Raw genomic sequence first — 24279 nt, forward strand, 5'->3', positions numbered from 1 at the left:
GACCCCGATAATGCGCAACGATACCCGTCAGCAATTCGAAAAGTACACCAGCCAACTGGCGAGCCTGAATGCCGTCAGCTCGGCCATGGTGCAATTCAGTGTCGAGCCCAGCATCCAGCAAAAGCTGGAAACCAAAATGCAGGAGTCCGTCGACTTCCTCGGCATGATCAACATCGTGCCGGTGGATGAACTCAAAGGGGAAAAGGTCGGCATCGGCATCAATGGCACCATTGCCTCTCGCACCGATACCAGTGGCGGCAAGGCCCGCGTCCCGTTCGACCCGACCGGACTGCAAAACACCAAATACGAGTGCGAAAAGACCAACTACGACACCAGCATCGGTTACGCCAAGCTTGATGCCTGGGCCAAGTTCAAAGACTTCCAGATCCGCATTCGCGATGCCATCGTCAAGCGCCAGGGCCTGGACCGCATCATGATCGGCTGGAACGGCAAACTTGCCGCAAAAGACACCGATCGCGTCCAGTTCCCCATGCTGCAGGACGTCAACATCGGCTGGATTGAGCACACCCGCAATGATGCTCCCGCCCAGGTGATGAGCGAAGGAGATGCGGGCACCGGCCATATCTACATCTACCAGCCCAACAGTGAAGCCGACACCAAAGAGGGGGATTACGGCAACCTCGACGCGCTGGTGTTCGATCTGGTCAACAGCAAGATCAAACCCTGGTACCAGGACGACACCGATCTGGTGGTGATCTGCGGTCGCAAGCTGCTGGCCGACAAATACTTCCCCATCCTCAACGAGACCCGGGACAACCAGAACAAGCTGGCCGGTCAGGTGCTGGTGAGTCAGAAGCAGATCGGCGGCCTGCTGGCGATCCGCGTCCCCTTCGTCCCGGAAGACACCCTGATCGTCACCCGCCTCGACAACCTCTCCATCTACTGGCAGATCGGCGGCCGCCGTCGCCACCTGGAAGAGCAGCCGAGCCTCGACCGCATCGTCAACTGGGAATCCTCCAACGATGCCTACGTGGTAGAGGATTACGACTGCATCGCCGTCGCAGAAAACATCACGCTGGGCGCCAAACCTGCGCCTGCAGGCGGTTAAGGAGCCACGATGACACCTGCACAACGACACACCGCCCGCATCATGGCCGCCCTGCAAGGGGCGGCCAATCCCGAGCAGGATCGCGCCGCCGCCAACCAGTACGAACTCCAGCTGATGCAGTTGGCCGAGCACCGCCGCACCCTCAAGGGTATCCAGAGCCTCGAGCGCAAGATTGACGCCAAACGCACCATGCTGGCCACCTACACACCGTGGATTGATGGCCTGCTGGCCGCCGATCGCGGTGGTCAGGATGACGTCATGGTGACCGTGATGCTGTGGCGCCTCGACACCGGCGATCTGGCAGGCGCCCTGCCAATGGCTGATTACGTGATCCGCCACGGCCTCAATACCCCGGACCAGTACGAACGCACCGCCCCCACCCTCATCGCCGAAGAGGTGGCCGACACCGCCATCAAGCTGCAAGAGGCGGGCAATGGCCCGTCCCTGCCATTGCTCAGCAGCTACATGAGCATGCTGGCTGACTGCGACATCTTCGACCAGGTGCGCGCCAAGTTGCACAAGGCGGTGGGCCGCGCCTGTTATGCCGAAGGGCTCAAGGAGCAAGCGGCGGACCACTACCGCCGCGCCATCGAGCTGCACGACAAGGTGGGCATCAAGCGAGAACTGGAAGATCTGGTGCGCGAGATCAAAAAGGATAAAGCCGCCGCCGGCCAGCCCGCCAACGAACCGGCACCGCAGCCGGGCGCAGAGCCTCAATCCGAATCACAGCCACCCGAACAGCCTGACCCCGCCCCCGGCGAGGCCAGCTAACCGAGCGAACCCCGCACCCTGGGCGGCTCGGGCCTGACGAATGCCAGCGGCATACCGGACGGCCCGACCACCGCCCAACATGCGGCGCCACCTCACATCAGGAGCACCATGAGCACCGGATTTTTAGCCACCAACCCGACCCCGGCCGCCACAGAAGAGGGCGACATCACCAGCGCCCCCTTCTGGCCGGCCATCTCGCTCTGCGCGCTGCGCGACACCGTCCGGCTTGATGGCACCGTCACCACCGCCCGCCTCACTCATGCGGTGATCGACGCCATCACCAGCGTCAACCGGGATCTGGCCCAGTGGCGCAGCGCCAGAGAAAGTGAAGGTCACGCCACCCTGGCCGCAGTCCCCGCCGAGCCCATCAATGGCGAATCGATATACCTGCATAGCTATCGGCGCGCCGTCTACGCCATGACCCGCGCCAACCTGCTGGAGCGCTACACCGACTACAGCGCCACCGGTGACGGCATCAAAGGGGCCGATGCCAAAGAGATAAGTTCGGATGACCTCTACCGCGACGCCCGCTTTGCCATCCGCGACATCATCGGCACCACCCACACCACGGTGGAGCTCATCTGATGCAACTGCGCAGCCTACAGGGCGACACCCTCGATCTCATCCTGTTTCGTCACTACGGCTACACCGCAGGCATCACCGAGCAGGTGCTCAACCTTAACCCCGGGCTGGCAGCACTCGGCCCCATCCTGCCAACCGGCACCCTCATCAACATGCCAGCGGCCCCCACGCAGGCCGAACAGCCACTGATCCAGCTATGGGACTGACTGTCATGCGACAAAAGAGAACACCGACATGAGCCGCCTCGACGACGAACTCGAACGACTGGCCAACATCAGCGAGCAACAACTAGCTGCCCGCATCCATGCCGCCCGCATTGCGGGCACTGGCCCCCACTACTGCATCGACTGCGACGACCCGATCCCGCAAGAGCGCCGCGAGGCGATACGGGGCTGCGAGCGCTGCGCCGACTGCCAGACCATTCACGAATTCCAACTCGCCCGCCACTGCGGCAGCAAACGATAGGAGAGCACGATGCCAGAACCGATTTCCTCCAGCGCCGCAACCAGCACCCTCACCGGTCTGGCCTTGCTGTTCACCCTGCCCGGGGTGGATCCCTCCGTGGTACTCGGCGCACTCACCGGCGCAGTGCTGTTTATCTCGGCCGCCGAAGAGCAGGGGCGCCTGCGCCGGATTGCCCTGTTTGTCGCCTCGTTTGTCAGCGGCCTGCTGCTGGCCGGCTTTACCTGCCAACTGCTGGAGGTACTGCTGCCCGCCAGCGTCCAGGTCAGCAATGCGATCGGCTCGCTGATCGCCTCCGCCATGATGGTGCGCCTGCTGCAGCTCATCATGCGCAATCAGGATCGGCTACTTGAAGCCTTGTTTAACAAAAGGGGGCAACCATGATCCCGACCACTCCAACCGGTGTGTTTATCTACACCGCCCTTTACGCCCTGATCTGCGCCGCCATCTTCCTGCGGGTCATGCTGTTTGACCGCAAAGGTGGCGAGTATCGCGCCCTGCCCGCCTGGATGGCGTGGCTGCTCTGCGTGCTGTCAGGCTCCATTCCGCTGCGCTTTCTGTTCGGTGGCATTCCGGTGCCAGATCCGGCCTCCTTCGGACTTGCCCTCTTCCTGCTGTTCGCCGTGCTCAACACCCGCGGCTCGGTGCACCACCTGCTGCCCCGGGGCAAACCGTCCAGCACCGACCATGCCCGGGATATTTACCGGAGGTACCAGCCATGAGCCTGAAAAAAGGGGATACCGGCACCGCCGTGGCAGACCTGCAACGCCGCCTCACCGCCGCCGGTTATCCGGTGGCTATCGATGGCTGGTTTGGTGAGGCAACCGAAAATGCACTGGTAGCCTTCCAGCGGGATTACATGATCGCCGCCATCGGTCAGGCGGGCCCGCGTACCCTGGCCGCCCTGCTCGGCAGTGAGCGCGGCAACCAGCTGACCATCAACCACATGGTGGCCGGCGCCGATCTGCTGGCCGTGCCGCTGGCCACCATGGCCACCGTCGCCCAGGTCGAGAGCATCGGCGAAGGCTTCACCCAAGCCATGCGCCCGGTGGTGCTGTTCGAGCGGCATGTGTTCTACAAGCAGCTCACCAAACATCTGGGCAAGGCGGCCGCCGACCAGCTGACCGCCCATTACCCCAACCTGGTCAACCCCAAGCGCGGCGGTTATGCGGGCGGCGCAGCCGAGTGGGAACGGCTGCAACTGGCCATTAGCCTGCATAAGGATGCCGCCATCGAGTCGGCCAGCTGGGGCATGTTCCAGATCATGGGCTACCACTGGCAGCCGCTGGGCTTTGCCTCCGCCAGCGACTGGCAGGCGGCCATGCAGCGCAGCGAGGTCGACCACCTCACCGCCCTGTGCCGTTTTATCCAGCAAGACCCCGCCATGCACAAAGCGCTGCAGGGTCGAAAGTGGGCTGATTTCGCCCGCCGCTACAACGGCCCGGCGTTTAAGGAGAACGACTACGACACCAAGCTGGCCAAGTGGTTTGCGCACTTTTCCAAGGTCTATCAGGTGCAGGAGGTGGCCAATGTGGCGTGAGCTGCTGGGCTCGCCCCTCAGCTGGTTGCTGCTGGCGTTGGCTGTCGCCCTTGGTGGCTGGGGCTGGTCAGCCCGCTCGGCGGCCAAGGCCAAAGGGGACGTCACCACCCTGCAAACCAGTCTCAAGGCAGCCGATGAGAAAACCAGAGAGGCCGAGCGACGCGAACAGCTTAAAGAGACAGCCATCGCCACCCTCACCCGGGAACTGACCACTCAGGCACAAGCGGCGCAGCAGCTGCAGGCCCAGCTCGACCAGCTGGCGCAGGCTGCTGCTACCCGCGCCGACACCATCAAGAGGCTTAAACGTGAAAATGCCGAACTCAAGGCGTGGGCTGATCGCCCTCTGCCTGATCCTGTTATCAGGCTGCTCCAGCGCCCTGCCCTCACCGGCGCCGCAGATTATCAGGCTCACTTGTCCGGCCCCGAGCCCCTGCCAACTGCCGCCGGCGGCGCCACGCAATAACGGCGACTTGCTCGACCAGCTGAGCCAGACCGAGGCCGCCTGGGCCAGTTGCGCCGCCAAGGTCGATAGCTTCATCACCTGCCAGACACGACAACAACGGAGTGAAGATGGAAAAGCCAAAACAGATCCGTGAGGTGCTGACCCGCTGCGTACCGCACCTCAAGATCAACCCGGACAAGCTGCACATCTTTATCGCCCCGGGCAATATTGAAAGCACCGGCGCCCGCTCCCTCTCGTTCGAGTGGCAATACCCCCTCACCATCGGCATTGAAGACTTTGCCGGCCACCCGGATCAGATCATGGTGCCGCTGCTGGCCTGGCTGCGCCAACACCAGCCCGAGCTGATGACCAACGATGAGCACCGCAAGGATGGCATCACCTTCGAGGTCGAATACCTCGCCAACGACCTGATGGATCTCATCATCACCGTCAAGCTGACCGAGCGGGTCAAGGTATGGCAGAACGAACAGGGGATTGGCTGGGAACATCTGCCAGAACCGCCGGAAGACCCTTATGACGGCATCACCTGGGAGCTCTTTATCAACGGGGAACCGCAGTCATGGCCACCGACGACCTGAACCGGCTGGTAAGCTGGGCCGATGCTCTGCTGGCCAGCATGGAGCCGGCGGCTCGCCGTCAGTTGGCGAGCGAGATAGCCCGCACCTTGCGCTCCAACCAGGCCCAGCGCATCCGCGCCAACCTCCAACCCGATGGCAGCCCCATGGCCCCGCGCAAGCCCCAGCCCAACCTGAAGCAAAGCCGGGGGCGCCTTCGCCGCAAGATGTTCGCCAAGCTGGTCAAGCCGGCATGGCTCAAAGCCAGTTCCACCGCCAGCGAAGCATCGGTTGCCTTCTTCGGCAGCGCCAACCGCCTCGCCACTGTTCACCACTTCGGCCTGCGCGACAAGATAAGGGGTAAAACCGTGCAATACCCTGAGCGCCAGCTGATCGGTATCACAGATGCCGACATTGATCGCGTGGAAGACCTGCTGTTGAAGCACTTGACCCAGCGACTGTAACCACCCAGACAGGGGGCAAAAGAGTCACTTCCATGCTGGGTACGCCGCTGATCACTCCCGCCATTTTCTCCCCGATCCCCACGGCGATACTGACTGGCCCAAGCTGTTCTCCCGACCTACTGCGTCAATCTATGGCTATCGACTGATAACTCATTGATACAGCGATAACAAAACCAAAGCGTCTCATGAGTCTTTTATTGACGTTCTAAAAAACACACATAAAATGCATAAATTATTTATGGAGGTATAGATGTCTTTATTTAAATTCTTTTCTTTTAACAATAATAATTTGTCATCATTTGCAGATCGTAAATTATGGTTCTCTAAGGTTAATGCCTTCAATGACCCTTTTGAAGGTTTGTTTATTCATTCAACCAAAAGACTCTCATCTGGCCAAACTATAGATGTCATTAGAACGATGAATAAAGATGGTGAGATAAATAAATTATTAAAGATAGATCACCAATCTGAAACAATGGACAGATTGACAGATATAGCAATGCTTGGTCAACTAGACACCCTGCGTGAAATAACAGAAGAAACTCTGAAAATAGCTTTTGATAAAGCCATGGATGATATTTACGACGCAGGAGTTTGTTGTTTTATTTCTGATAAAAACATCCAAGCGGAATACAGCAACCCAATACAAAATCAGTTGATGTGGGGGTATTATGGTGATGGGCTTAGGGGTTATGCATTAGAGATGCATGAACCATTTGAATGTAATGATAAAATTTCATGCGTTAGTGTAGAGTACATCAAGGATATACCAACTATCGACACGAGTGATTTTGGATATAAATTTTACACTTCGACTTCACAACAAGATAGAAATAATTTAAGTAGCAAGTTGGTTGATTTAATAGCATCGAAAAGTGACTTATGGAAACATGAGAATGAAATTAGATTTATCAGCCAAAAAGGTAATGCTTTAGTTTCCTACTCAGAAGGCAGTGTAAAAGCGCTTTATATAGGTGAAAAAATGCCAGAGTGGCAACAAACAGCTTTGGTTTCCATAGCCAAAAAGAATGGCATCACTGATATTTACACCGCTTATATACGGAAGGAACGCTATGAGTTATCAATAGAAAGATACGTTAAATAAAATGGATTTATTTTGTTAAAAAACACACTGTCACTCTATGTTAGGACAAGGACAATGTAACACCACAGATTGAATATACCGTTCGTTTCGTAATAACTCGTGCGCCAATGTGTAGCTGATCTACACACTGGCCACCCCTCGCCTTCCCCGCCATTGCCCAAAACAATGGCCCCATGCAACCGACCCCAACCGAACTCAAGCGCCTGATCGACAACCTGATCCGTATCGGCACTGTTACCGCCGTGCGCTCAGGGGAGTGTCGCGTCAAAACCGGCAACATCACCACCAACTGGCGGCCCTATACCATAGAACGGGCCGGAGCTAACCGTACCCGCCACCGCCTGAGCCTGGGCGAGCAGGTGATCCTGCTCTCCGTCAGCGGCGATCTGCGCAATGCCTATATCGTCGGCCGCCTCAATGCTGACCAGTACCCCGAACCGTTGGCCGAAAATGACAACCCGGACCTCGACCGCACCGAATACAGCGACGGCGCCGTCATTGAATACAACCCGGCAACCGGTGAGCTCAACACCACCGGCATCAAGCAGGCCACTATCGTCGCCAGTATCAGCGTGACTCTCGATACCCCCAAGACCATCTGCACCAACCAGCTGCAGGCCAAGCGCCTCATCTGCGACACCGCCAAGGTGGGGGACATCGAGGTGACAGAACACGGCCATGAAAAAGTGCAGCCGGGTGACGGCAAATCAGGGGGCCCGGTATGAACTGGCTCGGCATGAATGCCGCCAATGGCCGCGCCATCAGCGCCACCGACCACATTATCCAGTCGGTGCGCGACATCCTTATCACCCCGGTGGGTTCGCGGGTGATGCGCCGTGACTACGGTAGCGAGCTCTTTTACCTCATCGACATGCCACAGCATCAGGCCACCCGCCTACGCCTGATGGCTGCCACCGTACAAGCCCTTATCAACTGGGAACCCCGCATCACCGTCACCCGCGTCGATGTGCTGGGCGGCGGCATGGATGGTGCCCTCACCATCGAGCTCACCTGGCAGCGCAAAGATGGCGGCGTGTTGGAGTCTGCAACCATCCCCATTCCTACAGGAGCCGCCCAGTGAGCAATGTAGACCTGACCCAGCTCCCGCCACCGGAAGTCGAGGAAGCCCTCGACTTTGAGGCCATCCTGGCCAAGCGCAAAGCCACCCTGATCAGCTACTACCCGGCAGACCAGCAGGCGGCCATCGCTGCCACGCTGGAACTTGAATCAGAGCCGCTCAACAAGCTGCTGCAGGAGAACGCCTACAACGAATTGATCCTGCGGGCCCGCATCAACGATGCCGCCAAGCAGACCCTGCTTGCCTTTGCCAGTGGCACGACCCTTGACCATGTGGCCGGTGAGTACGAACTCGAACGCCTGCTGGTCACCCCGGGTGACCCCAACGCCACCCCGCCCATCGAGCCGGTGTATGAATCTGATGACCGCCTGCGCATGCGCTGCCAAATGGCCTATGAGGGCATGGCCACAGCGGGCCCGATCAATGCCTACAAGTTTCACGCCCTCTCGGCCAGTGCCGAGGTGGCCGATGTCGCCGTCGATAGTCCCACCCCGGGTACCGTCAGAGTGACCATCCTCTCACCGGCAGGCCAGCCGAGTGCCGACACCCTCAATCTGGTCGAGCAGGCCCTATCTGCCGAAGACGTGCGCCCGCTCTGCGATCTGGTGGCAGTCGAACCGGCCCAGCTCAAACTCTATGCCGTCGATGCCACCCTCAACGCCATCGGCCTGGGTAAAGAGCAGGCCATTGCCGCCGCAAAAGATGCCATGGCCAAAACGGCCGCCGCTTACTACCGGGTTGGGACCACAGTCCCGCTTTCCGCCATCTATGCCGCCCTGCACCAGCCGGGGATCGACAGCGTCACACTGCGCGCGCCGCTGGCCGATGTCACCTGCAGCGAGCAGCAGGCCGCCAAACTCACCACCCTCCACCTCGACTAAGGACACCACCATGGCAAACGCCCTCTATGACAAAGGCCGCGAAAAGTTTCTCACCGGCGCCATCAATGCCAGCGCTGACACCCTCAAGTGTGCCCTGCTCAAAAGCACCTATTCACCGACCCTCGCCAGCGATGAGTTCTACAGCGGGATTTCGGCCCATGTGGTCGGCACCCCGCAGACTCTCACCAGCAAAACCGTGGCCGCTGGCGTGCTCGATGCAGCCGATGTCACCTTCACCGCCGTGCCAACCGCCAACGTGAACTACTGCGCCATCTACAAAGACACCGGCAACGCCGCGACCAGCCCGCTGATCGCCCTGTTTGATACGGCGGCTGGCCTGCCGGTCAGCACCAACGGCGGCGACATCATCATCGCCTGGGATAACGGCCCCAATAAGATCTTCAAGCTCTGATGGCAACCCTCTATCCCGTCTGGCGCGGGTCGCTCACATATCACGATGGTGCCATGTCACATGACGGGGCTGCCCTCTATCGGGGCACCGAGCAAGGACCGGATGATCCAGCACCAGAGGCCATTGCCGGAGTCAGAGTTGGCCTGACAGTGGCAGGGATAGAAGCAGGCCAGGCCGGGATGGCATCACTCATTCAGCGCGCCAAACCAACCGGGATCAGCCAGTTTGCAGCCGGGGCCAACAAGCTGGCCAGCCGCGCCAAGGCTATCGCTATCAACGATGGCGCACAGGGTGCTCAGGCAACGACCATCCGGGCCACGGTTGCAACAATGGGCGATCTGCTCGCTATGGGGGCGGCTGACATGTCAACACAGATAACCCTTGTCGGGCTTGATGCCGGAATTGTCGGCACGGCGGGAGTCAGAACCCGGCTCGCTACCGGCGGGATACTGCCTGATGCCATCAAGGCGCCGACCATTCAGCAACGGCTGGCTCCGGCAGGGTTCGCTCTCGGCGTCATCGGCAACCACAAAGCCAGGGTGCGACAGACCATCGGTGATCTGGCTGACGGTCAGCAAGGTGCGCTATTGCTGAAAACCAAGCTGGCGCAGGCGGCAACCGCCTTTACCGGCGCCATGGGCACACCGATCGCCAAGTACGCCCAGATCATCTACCCGATGGCGCCAGCCCTGCCAGCAGCAACCCAGCCAGCCCTGACCATCACCCTGGCACAGGATGGACTAGCGCCACCATTGGTAGGCCCGTTCACCACCATCACTCGCTTGGCGACCCAAGGGGTCGATGCCGGTGGCATGGGGTCGAACAAGGTGCATCGCATGCCGCTGGCAACCCCGGCAACCCGGGATCTGCTGCCCCCCTCTGCAACCCGGCTGGAGCACCTGACCGCCGCCGCGCTGGCCTACAACCTGACCCCGGAGATCATCACCTCCACCCGCTTTGCCGACATCTGCCCGGCGCCACTGCTGCCCTGGCTGGCATGGGCCCGCTCGGTGGACTGGTGGGAACTGGCGGAATCGGAAGACCAGCAGCGGGCGCTGATCAAAGCCTCTTATCGGCTACATCAGCGCAAGGGAACCCCATGGGCCATCAAGGAGGCGCTGAACGTGTTGGGCTTTGGCGACAGCACCATCATCGAGCGCGCCACCGGCCGCCGCTATGACGGCACCCTCAGCTACAACGGCAACGAACCCCACGGCGACCCGACCCGCTGGGCGGTTTATCGGGTCATCCTGACCCGCCCGGTCACCACCGAGCAGGCCAACCGCATCAAGCGCCTGTTGGCAGAAATGGCCCCGGCCCGCTGCCACCTCTCTGCGCTCGATTACACCCGGGCGCCCGTTACCTACAACGGCGCCGCAACCTACAACGGCAACTACAACCACGGAGCCTCGTGATATGGCGAATTTACAAGAGGTCGTCAGCTGGGAGGCTGGCATCTACCAACTCGAAACCGGTGATCCGGTGCTGGGCGGCCCGGGCGGCATCTCCAACAAGCAAGCACAAGCACTGGCCAACCGTACCGCCTACCTGAAAAAACACGTCGATGATATCGAGGGAGGCAACACGGCGGCCGGCAAGGCCAACAAGCTCAGCACCGCTCGCAATATTGCCCTGGTTGGTGATGTGACCGGTCAGGCGGCATTTGATGGCAGCGGCAACATCACCATCACCGCCACCTATAAAAACTCAGGAGTGGTGTCGGGCACCTATCGCTCGGTCACCGTCGATGCCAAGGGCAACATCACCGCCGGCAGCAACCCCACCACCCTGGCGGGCTATGGCATCACCGATGCGGTTCCCAGCGCACAAAAAGGCGCAGCCAATGGGGTGGCGACGCTCGATGGCAGTGGCAAGGTCCCCGTCAATCAGATCCCGGCCACGGCCATCACCGACACCTTTGTCGTCAACACCCAGGCCGCCATGCTGGCCCTGACCGCCGAAGTCGGGGATATCGCCGTACGTACCGACCTCAACAAGAGCTTCATCCTGCGGGTAGCGGGTGCCGCCACTCTGGCCAACTGGCAAGAACTGCTCACCCCGACCGACTCGGTGCAATCGGTGGATGGCATGACCGGGGCGGTAACCATCGCCACCGCCAGTGAAGCCGTGAAAGGTAAGGCACAGATCGCCACCCAGGCAGAGGTGAACGCCGGTACCGATGACGCCAAATTCGTCACTGCCTTGAAACTGGCAAAGGTGGGCATTCAAAAGCAGCTCGCAACCTTCAAACAGGTGGGCGTGACCCACTGGGTGGTTCCAACCGGCGTGTATAAAGTCCTGGTCACTGTGGTCGGTGCCGGCGGCGGCGGGGGTGGAGCCAACTCATCCGCCAATTACAACGCCAGCGGTGGCGGGGGTGGCGCAGGGGGATACGCCAAAAAGTTGGTCAATGTGTCACCTGGAGACAGCATTCCTATCACTGTCGGAAGCGGTGGAATAGGGGCAACAAATGGATTGAATATCGCTTTACCGGGACAAACCAGCTCGTTTGGGTCGTTTTGTAGTGCAACCGGCGGTAACCCAGGGAACTCCGCCATAGGCGGAACAACCTCTTCGATGTGTGGAGCTGGAGGCAGTGGTGGATTAGGTTCTGGCGGCGATATTGATGGCTATGGTGGCCATGGTTCTGCCGGAATTGCTGCAACACCGACCACAGCAGGAGGCTCGGTGGGACGGGGACTAGGAGGGGCGACTATCACTTCATTAGGTAGCGGTGGCAATGGTGGCGCAACAGTCACAGGAAATCAGGTTTCCGCCGGTCAAAATGGGTTAAACGGTATGGTCATTGTGGAGTGGTAAATTATGTGGGCACGAATCGAAAAGAATGTCGTCATGGAAACCACCGAGGTTGACCCCACTGGCCGCTATTATGAAGCGCTTGACTGGATGGCATGCAGCGATGATGTGATGCCTGGATGGGTCGTCTCAGGTAACAACATCACACCACCCTCAGCAACGGAAGTCTCTCCTGAAGATAGCGCGCAAGCGCGCCTGTCAGACTGCCTCACGTTGGCAAATCAGACCATTACCACCCTTCAGCCCGCAGTCGATGGCGGTTATGCCAAGCCAGAGCACACCCAGTTGCTGGCCGACTGGCAGCGTTACCGATACGAGCTGACATTGGTGCCGGAGCAAGCCGGCTGGCCAGAGTCGCCGCAGTGGCCAACCGAACCGGACAAGGTCATCTAACGACACACCCCGCCTTGTGCGGGGTGCTTCGTTACTGCCGTCCGTTACCCCGTTGTCACCGCCCATCCAGTGTATCCACGCCAGATACACTGGCCGCCGCTCGCCTGCGATCCCCTGCCCCTGCATCCTGACCCTGTTCACATCACCTGCATTACCTACGCAAAGAATGCTCCGTCCGGACAACAGGAGAACCTATGGCACTGGACCAATTCCACCACGGCGTGCGCGTCGTCGAAGCGACCGACGGTACCCGTACCATCCGCACCGTCGCCACGGCGGTGATCGGCATGGTCTGCACCAGCGAAGACGCCGACGCCACCTATTTTCCCCTCGACAAGCCTGTGCTGATCGCCAACCTGCCAGCGGCCATCGCCAAGGCGGGCAGCGAGGGGAACCTGAAACGCTCGCTGCAAACCATCTATGACACCGTCAACACCATCGTTATCGCCGTGCGTGTGGCCAAAGGCGCGGATGCGGCAGCGCTGACAAGCAACATCATCGGCACCATCAAGCCCGATGGTAGCTATACCGGCCTCAAGGCGCTGGAGCGGGCCACCCCGGCCACCGGCGTCAAGCCGCGCATCCTCTGCGTGCCGGACAACTGCACCCTGCCGGTATCCACTGCGCTGGCGGGCATGGCCAAGAAGCTGCGCGCCTTTGCCTACGTGCCGACCATCGCCGAGACCGTCGAAGCCGCGCTGGCCTACCGTGAAAACTTCTCCAGCCGTGAGCTGATGCTGGTGCATGCCGACTGGACCGCGTGGGACGTTGCCACCAATGCCAGCATCAAGCTCGATGCCTGCCTCAAGGCTGCCGCCATGCGGGCACTGATCGACAAAGAGATTGGCTGGCACAAGACCCTGTCGAACGTCGGCGTGACCGGGGTCGATGGCATGACCAAAAACCTGTTCTGGGATCTGCAAGACCCCGACACCGAGGTCGGCCTGCTCAACGCCAACGAAGTCACCGCCCTGATCCGCTCTGACGGCTTTCGCTACTGGGGCAACCGCACTTGCTCAGATGATCCCCTGTTCGCCTTCGAGAACTACACCCGCACCGCCCAGATCCTGGCTGACACCATGGCCGAGGCGCACATGTGGGCCAACGATAAGCCGCTGCACCCTTCCCTGGTCAAAGACATCGTCGAAGGGATCAAGGCCAAGGGCCGCGAGCTGGTGAACGGCGGATATTTGCTCGGGTTTGACTGCTGGTACAACGAGGAGCTCAACGACAAGGACACCCTCAAGGCGGGCAAACTGCGCATTGATTACAACTACACCCCGGTGCCGCCGCTCGAAGACCTCGGTTTCATCCAGCGCATCACCGACCACTACCTGATCGACTTCGGCGCCCGCGTCGCGGCCGCAGCATAAGGAGCCCCCATGGCACTGCCACGCAAACTCAAACGCCTGAACGTCTTTCTCAACGGCGAGAACTGGGTGGGTGAAGCGGAAGATTTCACCCCGGCCAAATTGACCCGCAAGTTTGAAGCCTATCGCGGCGGCGGCATGGGTGGCGCCGTCAACATCGACATGGGATTCGATGACAGCGCCCTCGATGTCTCGTTCACCTTCGGCGGCTATGGCGAGCCCCTGCTGCGCTGCATGGGGGAACCCAAGGCCGACGGCACCATGGTGCGCTTTGCCGGCTCGGTGCAGGGCGACGACACCGCCGAGGTGGTACCCGTCGAGATCATCTGCCGTGGCCGCTTCAAGGAGCTCGACCGCGGCACCCTCAAGTCCGGTGACAACTCCCAGGCAAAGGTCGGCATGGTCAACACCTACTACAAGGAGACCATCAACGGTCAGGTGATCCATGAAATCGACCTCATCAACATGATTGAGATCGGCCCCGATGGCATCGACCGCATGGCAGAACACCGCAAAGCCATCGGCCTCTAACCTCTTCCCTCATCCAATGGGCGGTCCTTATCCAACCAATAAGTGCCGCCCTCACCACATCACCAGGAACCGACACCATGGAAAACAAAACCGTTACCCTCGACCAAGCCATCCAGCGCGGCGACACCACCCTCACCGAGATCCAGCTGCGCAAACCCAAGGCGGGCGAAATGCGCGGCCTCAATATGACCGATGTGGTGCAGATGGACGTCAACGCCCTCACCAAACTGCTGCCCCGCATCACCACCCCTATGTTGACCGAAGCCGAGATCGGCAACATGGATCCGGCTGACCTGATGCAGCTGGGCAGCGAGGTAAGCGCTTTTTTGGTACCGAAGAGAATGGCCTACCTCATTGCGTAGACGAGGTGATGGCCGATCTGGCCATCATCGCCCACTGGCCGCCGTCCGAGATGGCGGTCATGGAGATCAGCGAGCTGATGGGCTGGCACCAACGCCTCGTTGAGACTCACAACCGCATCAACGGGGCAGAACAACAATGAACCCTCTCAAACTGCAAATCCTGCTTAACGGGATCGACAAACTCACCGCCCCCCTCAAGGCAGCCAGCGGCCAGAGCCGCATCACCGCCAAAGACCTGGTCGACACGAAGAAGCGCATCAAGGAGCTGGAAGCCCAGAGCGGCCAGATTGATGGCTATCGCACCCTCGGCCAGCAGATTGGCGCAACCCGCGCCCAGCTGACCCAAGCCCAGCGCGACGCCCAGCAGATGGCCCAGCAGTTTGCCAAGGTCGAGCAACCGACCAAGGCCATGTCCCGTGCCATGGAGCAAGCCAAGCAGAAAGTGCGCGACCTCTCCCAGCAAGAGCGGGAAATGGTCGCCCGCCACGGCAGCCTGAAACGGGCCATGAGCGAGGCAGGCATCAACACCAAACAGCTGGGCCAGCACCAGCGCCAGCTCAAGAGCGATCTGGCCTCCGCCAACAGCCAGCTCGACCAGCAGCGGGCCAAGCTGGGGCAACTGGCCGACCAGCAAAAGCGCCTTAACCAGATCAAAGCCAACTACGACAAAACCATGTCCATGCGCGGCACTCTGGCAGGCTATGGCGCTGCAGGGATGGCCACCGGGGCCGCCGCCATCTACAAGGGCACCAATATCGCGGGCAAGGCGATGGGCTTTGATGTCGATATGTCCAAGGTGCAGGCGATCACCCAGCTGAGCAAAGAGAGCAGCGAACTGGCCGCCCTGCGGGCTCAGGCACGGGAGCTCGGCGCCAATACCGCCTTCACGGCGGGCGAAGCGGCGCAGGGTCAGGGCTTTCTGGCCATGGCCGGTTTCACCCCCAAGGCAATCCGTGACGCCATGCCCGGGGTGCTCGATATCGCCAAGGCGGGCGGCGTCGAGATTGCTGCCGCCGCTGACATCGGGTCCAACATCCTGACCGGCTTCAAGCTGCCGGCCAACCAGATGACCCGCTTGGGGGATGTGATGGTCGGCACCTTCACCCGCGCCAACGTCGACTTGCAGATGCTGGGTGAAACCATGAAATACGTGGGGCCGGTGGCGGCAGGGCTCGGAGTCGACCTTGAAACTGCCTCCGCCATGGCGGGCAAGCTGGGGGATGCAGGGATTCAGGGCAGCATGGGCGGGACAGCCATCCGTGCCATTCTCGGCCGTTTGGCCTCCCCGCCCAAGGCCGCGAATGATGCGCTGGCCGCCCTCAACGTCAAGACCGCCGATGCGGCGGGCAACCTGCGCTCGCTGCCAGATATCCTGGACGAGCTCTACAAGAAAACCAGCAAGATGGGGGACGCCACCCGTTCGGGCTACTTCAAGGCCATCGCCGGCGAAGAGGCATTCGCCGCCCTGACCGTGCTGACCGAGCAGGCCGGTTCCGGCAAGCTGCAGGAGCTGATCGCCACCTTGAAGCAAACCCAGGGGGAAGCGGGCAAGGTCGCCAAGGTGATGGCCGATAACGCCATCGGCGATCTGGACAACCTCACCTCCGCATGGGATGACGTAGGGATCCAGATGATGGAGACCGAGAACGGCCCACTGCGTGGCATTATCCAGCGCGTCACCGAGATCATCCAGGTCACCGGCGACTGGATGCGGGCCAACCCAGAGCTGACCTCGACCCTGACCCGTATCGCGGCGGTCACCGCCGTAGCCGCTGCCGCTGGCGGATCGCTGCTGCTGATTGTGGCTGGTCTGCTGGGGCCACTGGCCGCCATCAAGATGGGGCTTTCGACCCTGCTGGTTTATGGCGGCCCGCTGCTGGCCTTCATCAAGGCGCTGACCATGGGCATGGTCAGGCTCGGGATTGCCATGCTCACCACCCCGATCGGCTGGTTCATCATGGGGATTGTGGCAATCGCGGCTGGCGCCTACCTGCTCTACAAACATTGGGATGGGGTCACCAAGTGGTTCAGCGACCTATGGGCCCAGTGCAAGGCCCCTGCCCTCGCCTTCTGGGAACTCCTGAAAGAGCTCTTCTCATGGACCCCCATCGGCATGCTCATCATGCACTGGAACGAGATCTGGGCCTTCTTCGATACCCTGCCAGCAGGGGCCGCCAACAAGGGTAAGGCCATCATCGACGGCCTGATTGGCGGCATCAGTGCCAAGTGGGAGAGTTTGAAGAACAAGATCAAAGCCCTCACCGACCTGCTGCCGGATTGGATGAAGGGGGGCGGCTCGGTCACCGCCAACGTCAATCCGTCCGGCTACCTCACCGGCAACTACAACACCCCGGCCATGGCGGGCGGTTCGGGATACGGCCCGCGCATCGTCACCCCGGTGCGACCTGTGGCCCGAGGCAACAGCACCACCCAGATCCACGCCCCGATCAGTATCACCCAGCAGCCGGGACAATCAGCCACCGATGTGGCGCAAGAGGTGCGCCGCGAACTGGACCGACGCGAACGGCAGGCAGCTGCCAGTGGCCGCGCCTCCCTGACCGACCGTAATTAAGGAGCAACCACCATGATGATGACTCTGGGCTGGTTCGTGTTTATGCGCTCGACCGTGGCCCCGCAATCTCAACAAGACGAAAAATCATGGCGCCACCCGGGCAATAACCGGGTCGGCGCCCGCCCCTCATACCAGTACCTCGGGCCAGATGACGAGCTCAGTCACTTAAGCGGGGTGCTCTATCCAGAGCTCACCGGCGGGCCCGTATCCCTCGACATGCTCAATAGCATGGGTGACAGCGGCCAAGCCTTCCCCCTGATCCAGGGAGATGGCGTGATGCGTGGGTCGTTCGTGATAGAGGGGATCAGCACCACCCGCAGCGAGTTCTTTCAAGATGGCAGCGCCAGAAAAATCGAGTTCAGCATCAAGCTCAAGCGGGTCGACGGCAACGACAGCTCCCTCGGCAATACCTTGCTCGGGCGCACCGCGGGCAACCTGCTCGGTCGATTGGGTGTTGGCAAGCTGCTGAACACCGTGGGCGGCAAACTCGGGGGGCGGCTCTGATGGGGGCATTCGACCAGTTCGGTACCCACTTGGCTGAAAACCTTGGCATCACCAGCCAACTGGATGCCCTGCGCCAGCAGCATCCGGCGCCCGCCTATCAGGTACTGGTCGATGGCCGCGATGTCTCGGGCACCCTGCGCCCACGCTTGATGCACATGACCATCACCGATAACCGTGGCTTTTCGGCCGATACCATCGAGATCGCCCTCGATGACAGCGACGGCAAACTGGCCATGCCACGCCGTGGGGCCACCCTTCAAGCCAGCATTGGCTGGCAAGGCGGCCCCCTGGTCGATAAAGGCACCTTCAAAATTGACGAGGTGGAGCATGGCGGCGCGCCGGATGTGCTCACCATCAGGGGCAAGTCGGCAGACCTGCGCGGGGGCATGAACAAACTGCGCGAGCGCAGCTGGCACTTCGAGACCATCGGCGCCATCGTTGAGCAGCTGGCCGCCCGCTATGGCCTGACACCGAGCGTTGGCGACGCCTTCAAGGGGATGGTGATCGACCACATAGACCAGACCAACGAGAGCGATCTGGCCTTTCTCACCCGCTTGGCCACCGAGCAAGATGCCATCGCCACCGTCAAATCTGGCCGCCTGATGTTCATCAAGGCGGGCAACGGCACCACCGCCAGCGGTAAGCCACTGCCGGCTGTCACCATCACCCGCCAGGACGGCGATCAGCACCAGTTCTCGGTGGCCGACCGCGACGCCTACACCGGTGTCATCGCCTACTGGCAAGACAACAAGGCCGCCGAGAAGAAGAAAATCGAGGTGAAGCGCAAGCGAAAGACCAAACCGAAAGAGGAACGGCCGCTACCGCCGGGTGTGGTGGTCAACAAGAAGGAAAACGAGCTGCTGGTTGGTGACAGTGAGAACGTCAAGGAGCTGCGCCACGTTTACGCCAGTCAGAGCAACGCCATGCGGGCCGCCCGGGCTGAGTGGGAAAAGCTGCAGCGCGGCGTGGCCGAGTTTCAGATCACCCTGGCCAAAGGCCGACCAGAGCTCTACCCGGAGCAACCCACCACGGTGAGGGGATTCAAACCGCAAATCGACGAGGCCGAATGGCTACTCACCCAGGTCGTTCACGACCTCACCGACCAGGGCTACACCAACCGCTTGCAACTCGAAGTGAAACTTGCAGAGCTGCCGGAATAAATCTGTGTGGATCAAATGTGGACACTGAAGAAAAAGAAAAAGGCCACTATTTCTAGTGGCCTTTCGTAACTCTTTGATTTTAATGGTGCCCGAGGCCGGAATCGAACCGGCACGACGCGAACGTCGAGGGATTTTAAATCCCTTGTGTCTACCGATTTCACCACTCGGGCACCGCAATCGGTATCAAGCTCGCGTGGCGGGCTTGTCAATATGGAGGCACGTTCCGGAGTCGAACCGGACTAAACGGATTTGCAATCCGCTGCATAACCGCTTTGCTAACGCGCCATGCAAAAGAGATTTGGCTCTCTATTGTCTGAATTTGGAGCGGGAAACGAGACTCGAACTCGCGACCCCGACCTTGGCAAGGTCGTGCTCTACCAACTGAGCTATTCCCGCATTGGTCTGGCTGACTGCCTGACTACGAGGACGCATTCTAGCGATGTTCCTCGCCCAGTCAACCAGAAATATTTAATTACCTGATCGTTCGGGCATTTTTTGCCCTTTTTGAACAGTTTTAGCGCCTTTGGCCGTTTCCTGCCTCAAATCAGCGGAAACCTCACCTTGCGGCGCCAGTGACTCACAGGTTGGCGTGGTGGGTCAAATCGCCCCAGGCCGCCTTCATGTACTGGAACATCGACCAGAAGGTGAGCACTGTAGCGACATAGAGCATCACATAGGCGAGCCATACCATCCAGACGTTATATTGCCAAATCAGACCGGTGAGTGACACCATCTGGATCATGGTCTTCCACTTGCCAATCCAGCTGACCGCAACCGAGGAGCGTTTGCCGAGCTCGGCCATCCATTCGCGCAGGGCGGAGATGATGATCTCGCGGCCAATCATGGTCATGGCGGGGATGGTCACCCAAATGGTGTTGTAGTGTTCGACGATGACCACCAGTGCGGCAGCGACCATGATCTTGTCGGCAACCGGGTCAAGGAAGGCGCCAAAGGCGGTGGACTGATTGAGCTTACGAGCCAGATAGCCATCAAACCAGTCGGTAGCAGCAGCCAGAATAAAGATGATGGCGGCAGCCAGATAGGACCATTGATAAGGCAGATAGAACAGGATGACGAAGACGGGAATGAGCAAAATCCGGAAAAACGTCAACAGGTTAGGTATGTTTGTCATTATTTTCAGCCACTTCTTGTACGTCGCTACATAGTGCGCCAAAGCCGATTTGCGATGCAACCGCACTGGCGCCCGTCTTGGTCTTTTTAATCCATCAATCTTCTCAAAATGCGAGGGCCATTATGGCATTTACGGCCCCCCCGCGTCACGGCTCTTGTGCATCAAGGAGTTAGCGATGTTGCCATACCGCTAACCCTGCTCAGGCGCTGTGCAAGCCATCGTGGATGGTCTGGGCCAGCTCCTGACTGATGCCGGGAACCTTGGCCAGTTCATCCACGCTCGCCTTTTTGACCTCCTGCAGGCCGCCCAGATATTTGAGCAGCGCCTGCCGCCGTTTCGGCCCCACCCCCGGAATATCCTCCAGACTGCTGCTGGTGCGGGCCTTGGCCCGTCTGGCCCGGTGGCCGGTAATGGCAAAACGGTGGGATTCATCGCGAATATGCTGAATAAGGTGCAAAGCGGGCATATCTGCCGGTAAATGCAACTCTTCGTGGCTCTCCCCCATGATGAGTGTTTCCAACCCCGCCTTGCGGGTGACCCCCTTGGCAATCCCCACCAGCAGCGGATATTTGCCGCCGAGGAACTCCAGCTGACGGGCCAGGATCTCTTCGGCGCGGCGCAACTGGCCGAGGCCACCGTCGATAAACAGCACGTCCGGCACCTTGTCCGGCTCCTGCGGCTTGCCAAAGCGGCGCTCCAGCGCCTGCTCCATCGCCGCGTAGTCATCACCGCCAGTGATACCGTCGATATTAAAACGACGATATTCCGATGAGAGCGGCCCCTCCCGGTTGAACACCACGCAAGAGGCCACGGTGCGCTCCCCCATGGTGTGGGAGATATCGAAACACTCCATGCGGGCGATGGGGCGCTCCAGCTCCAGCAGCTCTTCCAGCTGGTCGTAGCGGGCGGTGATGGTGCTCTTGTGAGCCAGCCGCGAGCGCAGCGCCGTCTCGGCGTTGATGGAGGCGAGCTTGATAAAGCGGGCCCGTTCGGCGCGGGTACGGCTCACCACCCGCACCTTGTAGCCTGCTGTCTGGCTCAGGGTCTCGGCGATGACGCTCTCGTCCTCCAGCGCCACATCGAGCAACACCTCGCTCGGGATCTGCCGCCCCCCCTGCCCCGACAGATAGAACTGCAGCAGGAAGGATTGCACCACCTCGTCGAGCTGGGTATCGGCCGGCACTTTCGGGAAGTAGCTGCGCGAACCGAGCACCTTGCCCTGACGGATAAATAGCACGTGAATACAGGCAGCACCTTGCTGGAAGGCCACCCCCACCACATCCAGCTCGTCCAGCACGTTGCCGCTCACCGACTGCTGCTCGGTGACCCGGCGTAGCGCCAGGATCTGGTCCCGGTAGCGGGCCGCCTCTTCAAAGCGCAGATCGCCGCTGGCGGACTCCATCTTGCCCACCAATTCGCCAATCACCTGCTGGTTCTTGCCCGCCAGAAACAGCTTGGCCAGCTCAACCTGCTGGGCATATTCGGCCTCGCTCACCAGTCCGGGCACGCAAGGGCCGGCGCAGCGCTTGAGCTGATAGAGCAGGCAGGGACGGGTGCGGTTGGCATAGACCGCATCCTCGCACTGACGCACCGGAAAAATTTTCTGCATCAGGTGCAGGCTCTCGCGCACCGCACCGCCAGAGGGGTACGGGCCGAAGTACTCTCCCTTGATCTTGCGGGCACCGCGATGGACGCCGATGCGTGGATGCTGGTGCGCGGTGATGATGATCCAGGGGTAGGATTTGTCGTCCCGCAGCAGCACGTTGTAACGGGGCTGGTACTGCTTGATGAGATTGTGCTCGAGGATCAGCGCCTCGGTCTCGGTGTGGGTGACGGTGACCTGGATATCTGCGATCTGGCGCACCAGGGTGCGAGTCTTGATGCTGTCGACGTTGGTGCGAAAGTAGGAGGCGAGCCGCTTTTTCAGATCCTTGGCCTTGCCCACGTAGATGACGGTGCCACCGCTGTCATACATGCGGTAGACACCGCTCTGATGGGTGACGGCGCTCAAAAACGCCTTGCTGTCGAAGAGAGGTTCGGGAGAGAGGGTCATCAGCTACTCGGCTCACACAAAGGCAAAAATTGACGGGCAGAGCATACTGCCCTCGCCGCCCGAAAAGCAAAGGGGCAGAAAAGCAAAAAGGCGGCACTCGCCGCCTTTGTGACCACACGCCACCCGATTAGAGGGTATCGGCATCCAGCATGCCATAGCGAATGGCCAGATGGGTCAGTTCCACGTCACCGTTGATCCCCAGCTTGCTGAACAGACGATAGCGGTAGCTGTTGACCGTCTTCGGGCTCAGGTTGAGCTGCTCGGAGATATCGGTCACCTTCTGCCCCTTGGTGATCATCATCATGATCTGCAGCTCGCGCTCGGAGAGGGACTTGAAGGGATTCTCGTCAGCGGAGGCAAATTGGCTGAGGGCCATCTGCTGGGCAATCTCCGGGGAGATGTAGCGCTGACCGGAGTGCACCAACCGGATCGCCTGGATCATCTCGTCGGGAGCAGCCCCCTTGGTCAGGTAACCGGCGGCGCCTGCCTGCATCACCTTGGTGGGGAACGGATTTTCTGAATGAATGGTCAGCACTATGATGCGCACATCGGGGCGGATCCGCAGAATTTTGCGGGTCGCTTCCAGACCACCAATACCCGGCATGTTCATGTCCATCAGGATCACGTCCGGATGGTGTTGGCGACAGAACGTAACTGCGGTCTCGCCGCTCTGTGCCTCACCCACCACCTTGATCCCGCGCACATCTTCAAGAATGCGTCTTATCCCTGTACGCACCAGCTCATGATCATCGACCAGGAATACATTTATCACCCAAACACCCCGTTTTATCTCGTTTTAGCCGCCCGGTTAGGGTTAACAGGGCGTCTTGCATCATAACCAAACTCGTCGCTTTGGCAAACCATGCACGCCAAAAGTTTGAGAAAACCCATGTTTAGCGTTTAAAATCAAATAATTATATAAATTTTCAAAACAAAAAACGGTGCCTTGCGACACCGTTTTTCATGACGTTAGTGCTGTGGCCATCACTTGGCCAAAAAGGCCCGCACCTTCTCCAGATCGGCCTGGGTATCCACCCCGACCGGCGGCGCTTCAAGGGCCTGGGCGACGTGGATCTTCTCCCCGTACCAGAGCACCCGCAGTTGCTCCAGTGCCTCGACCTGCTCCAGCACGCTCGGTGCCCAGTCTACGTAACGCTGGATAAAGCCGGCGCGATAGGCATAGATACCGATATGACGCTGGTAGTGGTCACCAATCTGCTCATGGCTCTTGGCAAAGCGATCCCGATCCCACGGGATGCTGGCGCGACTGAAGTAGAGGGCATAGCCATCCTTGTCAGTCACCACCTTGACCGCATTGGGATTGAACGCCTCTTCAGCATCCTTGATCGGCACCGACAAGGTCGCCATCGGCGCCGTGGCGGCGGCCAGATTGTCCGCCACCTGACGAATGATGGCGGGCGGAATGAGCGGCTCATCCCCCTGCACATTGACGATGATGGTATCGGCGGCGAAGCCGTAGTGACGGCACACCTCTGCCAGACGCTCGGTGCCGGACTGGTGATCCGGTGAGGTCATGCACACCTCGACGCCGGTGCTCAGCAGTGCCTGCTGCACCCGCTCGTCATCGGTGGCAACGATCACCCGATCGGCACCTGATTGCAGAGCTTTCTCCACCACATGCTGCACCATGGGCTTGCCATGGATATCCGCCAGCGGCTTGCCCGGCAGACGAGTTGACGCATAGCGGGCAGGAATGACGACGACGAAACTCATGACGGCAGCTCATCGCTGTTGAGAGGACGGGCACGGTTCTCCAGTAGTACCGGGATCCCCTCTTCCAGCGGATAGGCCAGCTTGTCGAAGCGGCAGACCAACTCATGAACTGCTTTGTTGTAATGCAGCTTACCCTTGCAGACCGGGCAGGCGATGATGTCGAGCAACTTGATGTCCAAAGCCAAAACGATACTCCTTCAACGATGTCGCGCTGGCGGCTTCATCACGCCAGCGATGGATGTCGAGCAACCAGCTATTCCATACGGGGCA

Annotated in this window: 32 protein-coding genes and 3 tRNA genes; 27 read left to right on the forward strand and 8 right to left on the reverse strand. The window is 60.1% G+C overall.

The genetic code is table 11. The features are described 5' to 3' along the window. The first annotated feature begins 10 nt into the window (after positions 1 to 10). The 27 genes from G5306_RS13950 to G5306_RS14080 all read left to right on the forward strand — a co-directional run bounded on the left by G5306_RS13950 (position 11) and on the right by G5306_RS14080 (position 19090). Positions 11 to 1069: a phage major capsid protein, P2 family gene (locus G5306_RS13950; RefSeq protein ID WP_421313016.1), complete on the forward strand. Its 1059-nt coding sequence runs from the start codon at positions 11 to 13 to the stop codon at positions 1067 to 1069. A gap of 9 nt (positions 1070 to 1078) precedes the next feature. After that, on the forward strand, positions 1079 to 1840 hold the full coding sequence (gene gpM / locus G5306_RS13955; RefSeq protein WP_421313017.1) for a phage terminase small subunit: 762 nt from the start codon (positions 1079 to 1081) through the stop codon (positions 1838 to 1840). Positions 1841 to 1948: 108 nt separating this feature from the next. Beyond that, the gene (locus G5306_RS13960) at positions 1949 to 2425 is read left to right on the forward strand and encodes a head completion/stabilization protein (RefSeq protein WP_071911238.1); all 477 of its coding nucleotides are present in this window, start codon (positions 1949 to 1951) and stop codon (positions 2423 to 2425) included. Then, on the forward strand, positions 2425 to 2628 hold the full coding sequence (locus tag G5306_RS13965) for a tail protein X (protein ID WP_005352059.1): 204 nt from the start codon (positions 2425 to 2427) through the stop codon (positions 2626 to 2628). Before G5306_RS13960 ends, G5306_RS13965 begins: the two co-directional genes overlap by 1 nt. A 28-nt stretch (positions 2629 to 2656) precedes the next feature. Beyond that, complete coding sequence (locus tag G5306_RS13970) at positions 2657 to 2887, forward strand: TraR/DksA C4-type zinc finger protein (RefSeq protein ID WP_019445413.1); 231 nt, start codon at positions 2657 to 2659, stop codon at positions 2885 to 2887. Positions 2888 to 2896: 9 nt separating this feature from the next. Next, a complete protein-coding gene (locus G5306_RS13975) occupies positions 2897 to 3268 on the forward strand; it encodes a putative holin (protein ID WP_005352066.1) in 372 nt (123 codons plus the stop codon). Further along, on the forward strand, positions 3265 to 3606 hold the full coding sequence (locus tag G5306_RS13980; RefSeq protein WP_421255894.1) for a phage holin family protein: 342 nt from the start codon (positions 3265 to 3267) through the stop codon (positions 3604 to 3606). Before G5306_RS13975 ends, G5306_RS13980 begins: the two co-directional genes overlap by 4 nt. Next, positions 3603 to 4424, forward strand: a complete 822-nt coding sequence (locus G5306_RS13985) for an N-acetylmuramidase domain-containing protein (RefSeq protein WP_421313018.1) — start codon at positions 3603 to 3605, stop codon at positions 4422 to 4424. Before G5306_RS13980 ends, G5306_RS13985 begins: the two co-directional genes overlap by 4 nt. Next, entirely contained in the window at positions 4414 to 4887 is a 474-nt protein-coding gene (gene lysB / locus G5306_RS13990; RefSeq protein WP_421313019.1) for an Rz-like lysis system protein LysB, read from the forward strand. Before G5306_RS13985 ends, lysB begins: the two co-directional genes overlap by 11 nt. Continuing rightward, on the forward strand, positions 4778 to 5020 hold the full coding sequence (gene lysC, locus G5306_RS13995) for an Rz1-like lysis system protein LysC (RefSeq protein WP_421313050.1): 243 nt from the start codon (positions 4778 to 4780) through the stop codon (positions 5018 to 5020). The genes lysB and lysC overlap by 110 nt, the downstream gene beginning before the upstream one ends. Next, on the forward strand, positions 4995 to 5465 hold the full coding sequence (locus G5306_RS14000; RefSeq protein ID WP_421313020.1) for a phage tail protein: 471 nt from the start codon (positions 4995 to 4997) through the stop codon (positions 5463 to 5465). The genes lysC and G5306_RS14000 overlap by 26 nt, the downstream gene beginning before the upstream one ends. Continuing rightward, positions 5447 to 5905: a phage virion morphogenesis protein gene (locus tag G5306_RS14005; protein WP_421313021.1), complete on the forward strand. Its 459-nt coding sequence runs from the start codon at positions 5447 to 5449 to the stop codon at positions 5903 to 5905. The genes G5306_RS14000 and G5306_RS14005 overlap by 19 nt, the downstream gene beginning before the upstream one ends. 250 nt (positions 5906 to 6155) lie before the next feature. Next, positions 6156 to 7010 (forward strand): DUF2971 domain-containing protein, encoded by an 855-nt coding sequence (locus tag G5306_RS14010; RefSeq protein ID WP_421313022.1) that lies wholly within the window; start codon positions 6156 to 6158, stop codon positions 7008 to 7010. 173 nt (positions 7011 to 7183) lie between these two features. Further along, a complete protein-coding gene (locus G5306_RS14015; RefSeq protein ID WP_421313023.1) occupies positions 7184 to 7735 on the forward strand; it encodes a phage baseplate assembly protein V in 552 nt (183 codons plus the stop codon). Next, positions 7732 to 8091, forward strand: a complete 360-nt coding sequence (locus G5306_RS14020) for a GPW/gp25 family protein (RefSeq protein ID WP_139734093.1) — start codon at positions 7732 to 7734, stop codon at positions 8089 to 8091. Before G5306_RS14015 ends, G5306_RS14020 begins: the two co-directional genes overlap by 4 nt. Beyond that, positions 8088 to 8969, forward strand: a complete 882-nt coding sequence (locus G5306_RS14025; RefSeq protein WP_421313024.1) for a baseplate assembly protein — start codon at positions 8088 to 8090, stop codon at positions 8967 to 8969. The genes G5306_RS14020 and G5306_RS14025 overlap by 4 nt, the downstream gene beginning before the upstream one ends. A 10-nt stretch (positions 8970 to 8979) precedes the next feature. After that, positions 8980 to 9381, forward strand: a complete 402-nt coding sequence (locus G5306_RS14030; RefSeq protein WP_013723883.1) for a hypothetical protein — start codon at positions 8980 to 8982, stop codon at positions 9379 to 9381. A 53-nt stretch (positions 9382 to 9434) separates the two neighbouring features. Next, positions 9435 to 10796, forward strand: a complete 1362-nt coding sequence (locus G5306_RS14035) for a phage tail protein I (protein ID WP_421313025.1) — start codon at positions 9435 to 9437, stop codon at positions 10794 to 10796. Position 10797: 1 nt separating this feature from the next. Continuing rightward, a complete protein-coding gene (locus tag G5306_RS14040) occupies positions 10798 to 12201 on the forward strand; it encodes a hypothetical protein (RefSeq protein ID WP_421313026.1) in 1404 nt (467 codons plus the stop codon). A gap of 33 nt (positions 12202 to 12234) precedes the next feature. Further along, entirely contained in the window at positions 12235 to 12591 is a 357-nt protein-coding gene (locus tag G5306_RS14045) for a tail fiber assembly protein (protein WP_421309550.1), read from the forward strand. Positions 12592 to 12791: 200 nt separating this feature from the next. Then, the gene (locus G5306_RS14050) at positions 12792 to 13964 is read left to right on the forward strand and encodes a phage tail sheath C-terminal domain-containing protein (protein ID WP_204807467.1); all 1173 of its coding nucleotides are present in this window, start codon (positions 12792 to 12794) and stop codon (positions 13962 to 13964) included. Between the two features lie 9 nt (positions 13965 to 13973). Beyond that, entirely contained in the window at positions 13974 to 14492 is a 519-nt protein-coding gene (locus G5306_RS14055; protein ID WP_421313027.1) for a phage major tail tube protein, read from the forward strand. Between the two features lie 77 nt (positions 14493 to 14569). Further along, a complete protein-coding gene (locus tag G5306_RS14060; protein ID WP_019445430.1) occupies positions 14570 to 14854 on the forward strand; it encodes a phage tail assembly protein in 285 nt (94 codons plus the stop codon). Positions 14855 to 14862: 8 nt separating this feature from the next. After that, positions 14863 to 14994, forward strand: a complete 132-nt coding sequence (locus tag G5306_RS14065; protein WP_041202707.1) for a GpE family phage tail protein — start codon at positions 14863 to 14865, stop codon at positions 14992 to 14994. Further along, positions 14991 to 17426, forward strand: a complete 2436-nt coding sequence (locus G5306_RS14070) for a phage tail tape measure protein (RefSeq protein ID WP_421313028.1) — start codon at positions 14991 to 14993, stop codon at positions 17424 to 17426. Before G5306_RS14065 ends, G5306_RS14070 begins: the two co-directional genes overlap by 4 nt. Positions 17427 to 17438: 12 nt before the next feature. Then, the gene (locus G5306_RS14075) at positions 17439 to 17930 is read left to right on the forward strand and encodes a phage tail protein (protein WP_421313029.1); all 492 of its coding nucleotides are present in this window, start codon (positions 17439 to 17441) and stop codon (positions 17928 to 17930) included. Next, a complete protein-coding gene (locus tag G5306_RS14080) occupies positions 17930 to 19090 on the forward strand; it encodes a phage late control D family protein (protein ID WP_421313030.1) in 1161 nt (386 codons plus the stop codon). Before G5306_RS14075 ends, G5306_RS14080 begins: the two co-directional genes overlap by 1 nt. An 83-nt stretch (positions 19091 to 19173) precedes the next feature. Here G5306_RS14080 and G5306_RS14085 read toward each other — a convergent pair. From G5306_RS14085 to G5306_RS14120, 8 genes are all read right to left on the reverse strand, one after another. Continuing rightward, positions 19174 to 19260: transfer RNA gene (locus G5306_RS14085), tRNA-Leu, on the reverse strand. A gap of 41 nt (positions 19261 to 19301) precedes the next feature. Continuing rightward, a tRNA-Cys gene (locus G5306_RS14090) sits at positions 19302 to 19375 on the reverse strand. A gap of 35 nt (positions 19376 to 19410) precedes the next feature. Then, a tRNA-Gly gene (locus tag G5306_RS14095) sits at positions 19411 to 19486 on the reverse strand. 181 nt (positions 19487 to 19667) lie between these two features. After that, entirely contained in the window at positions 19668 to 20222 is a 555-nt protein-coding gene (gene pgsA / locus G5306_RS14100; protein ID WP_031227442.1) for a CDP-diacylglycerol--glycerol-3-phosphate 3-phosphatidyltransferase, read from the reverse strand. Positions 20223 to 20421: 199 nt separating this feature from the next. After that, on the reverse strand, positions 20422 to 22275 hold the full coding sequence (gene uvrC, locus G5306_RS14105) for an excinuclease ABC subunit UvrC (protein ID WP_337072744.1): 1854 nt from the start codon (positions 22273 to 22275) through the stop codon (positions 20422 to 20424). Between the two features lie 127 nt (positions 22276 to 22402). Then, on the reverse strand, positions 22403 to 23047 hold the full coding sequence (gene uvrY / locus G5306_RS14110; RefSeq protein WP_005337448.1) for a UvrY/SirA/GacA family response regulator transcription factor: 645 nt from the start codon (positions 23045 to 23047) through the stop codon (positions 22403 to 22405). 212 nt (positions 23048 to 23259) lie between these two features. Next, the gene (kdsB, locus tag G5306_RS14115; protein WP_201906360.1) at positions 23260 to 24009 is read right to left on the reverse strand and encodes a 3-deoxy-manno-octulosonate cytidylyltransferase; all 750 of its coding nucleotides are present in this window, start codon (positions 24007 to 24009) and stop codon (positions 23260 to 23262) included. After that, positions 24006 to 24194, reverse strand: coding sequence for a Trm112 family protein (locus G5306_RS14120; protein ID WP_005347033.1), 189 nt, complete (start codon positions 24192 to 24194; stop codon positions 24006 to 24008). Before G5306_RS14120 ends, kdsB begins: the two co-directional genes overlap by 4 nt. Positions 24195 to 24279: the final 85 nt, after the last annotated feature.

This window comes from Aeromonas sp. 603404 (assembly GCF_049171775.1).
GTDB lineage: Bacteria > Pseudomonadota > Gammaproteobacteria > Enterobacterales > Aeromonadaceae > Aeromonas > Aeromonas veronii_A.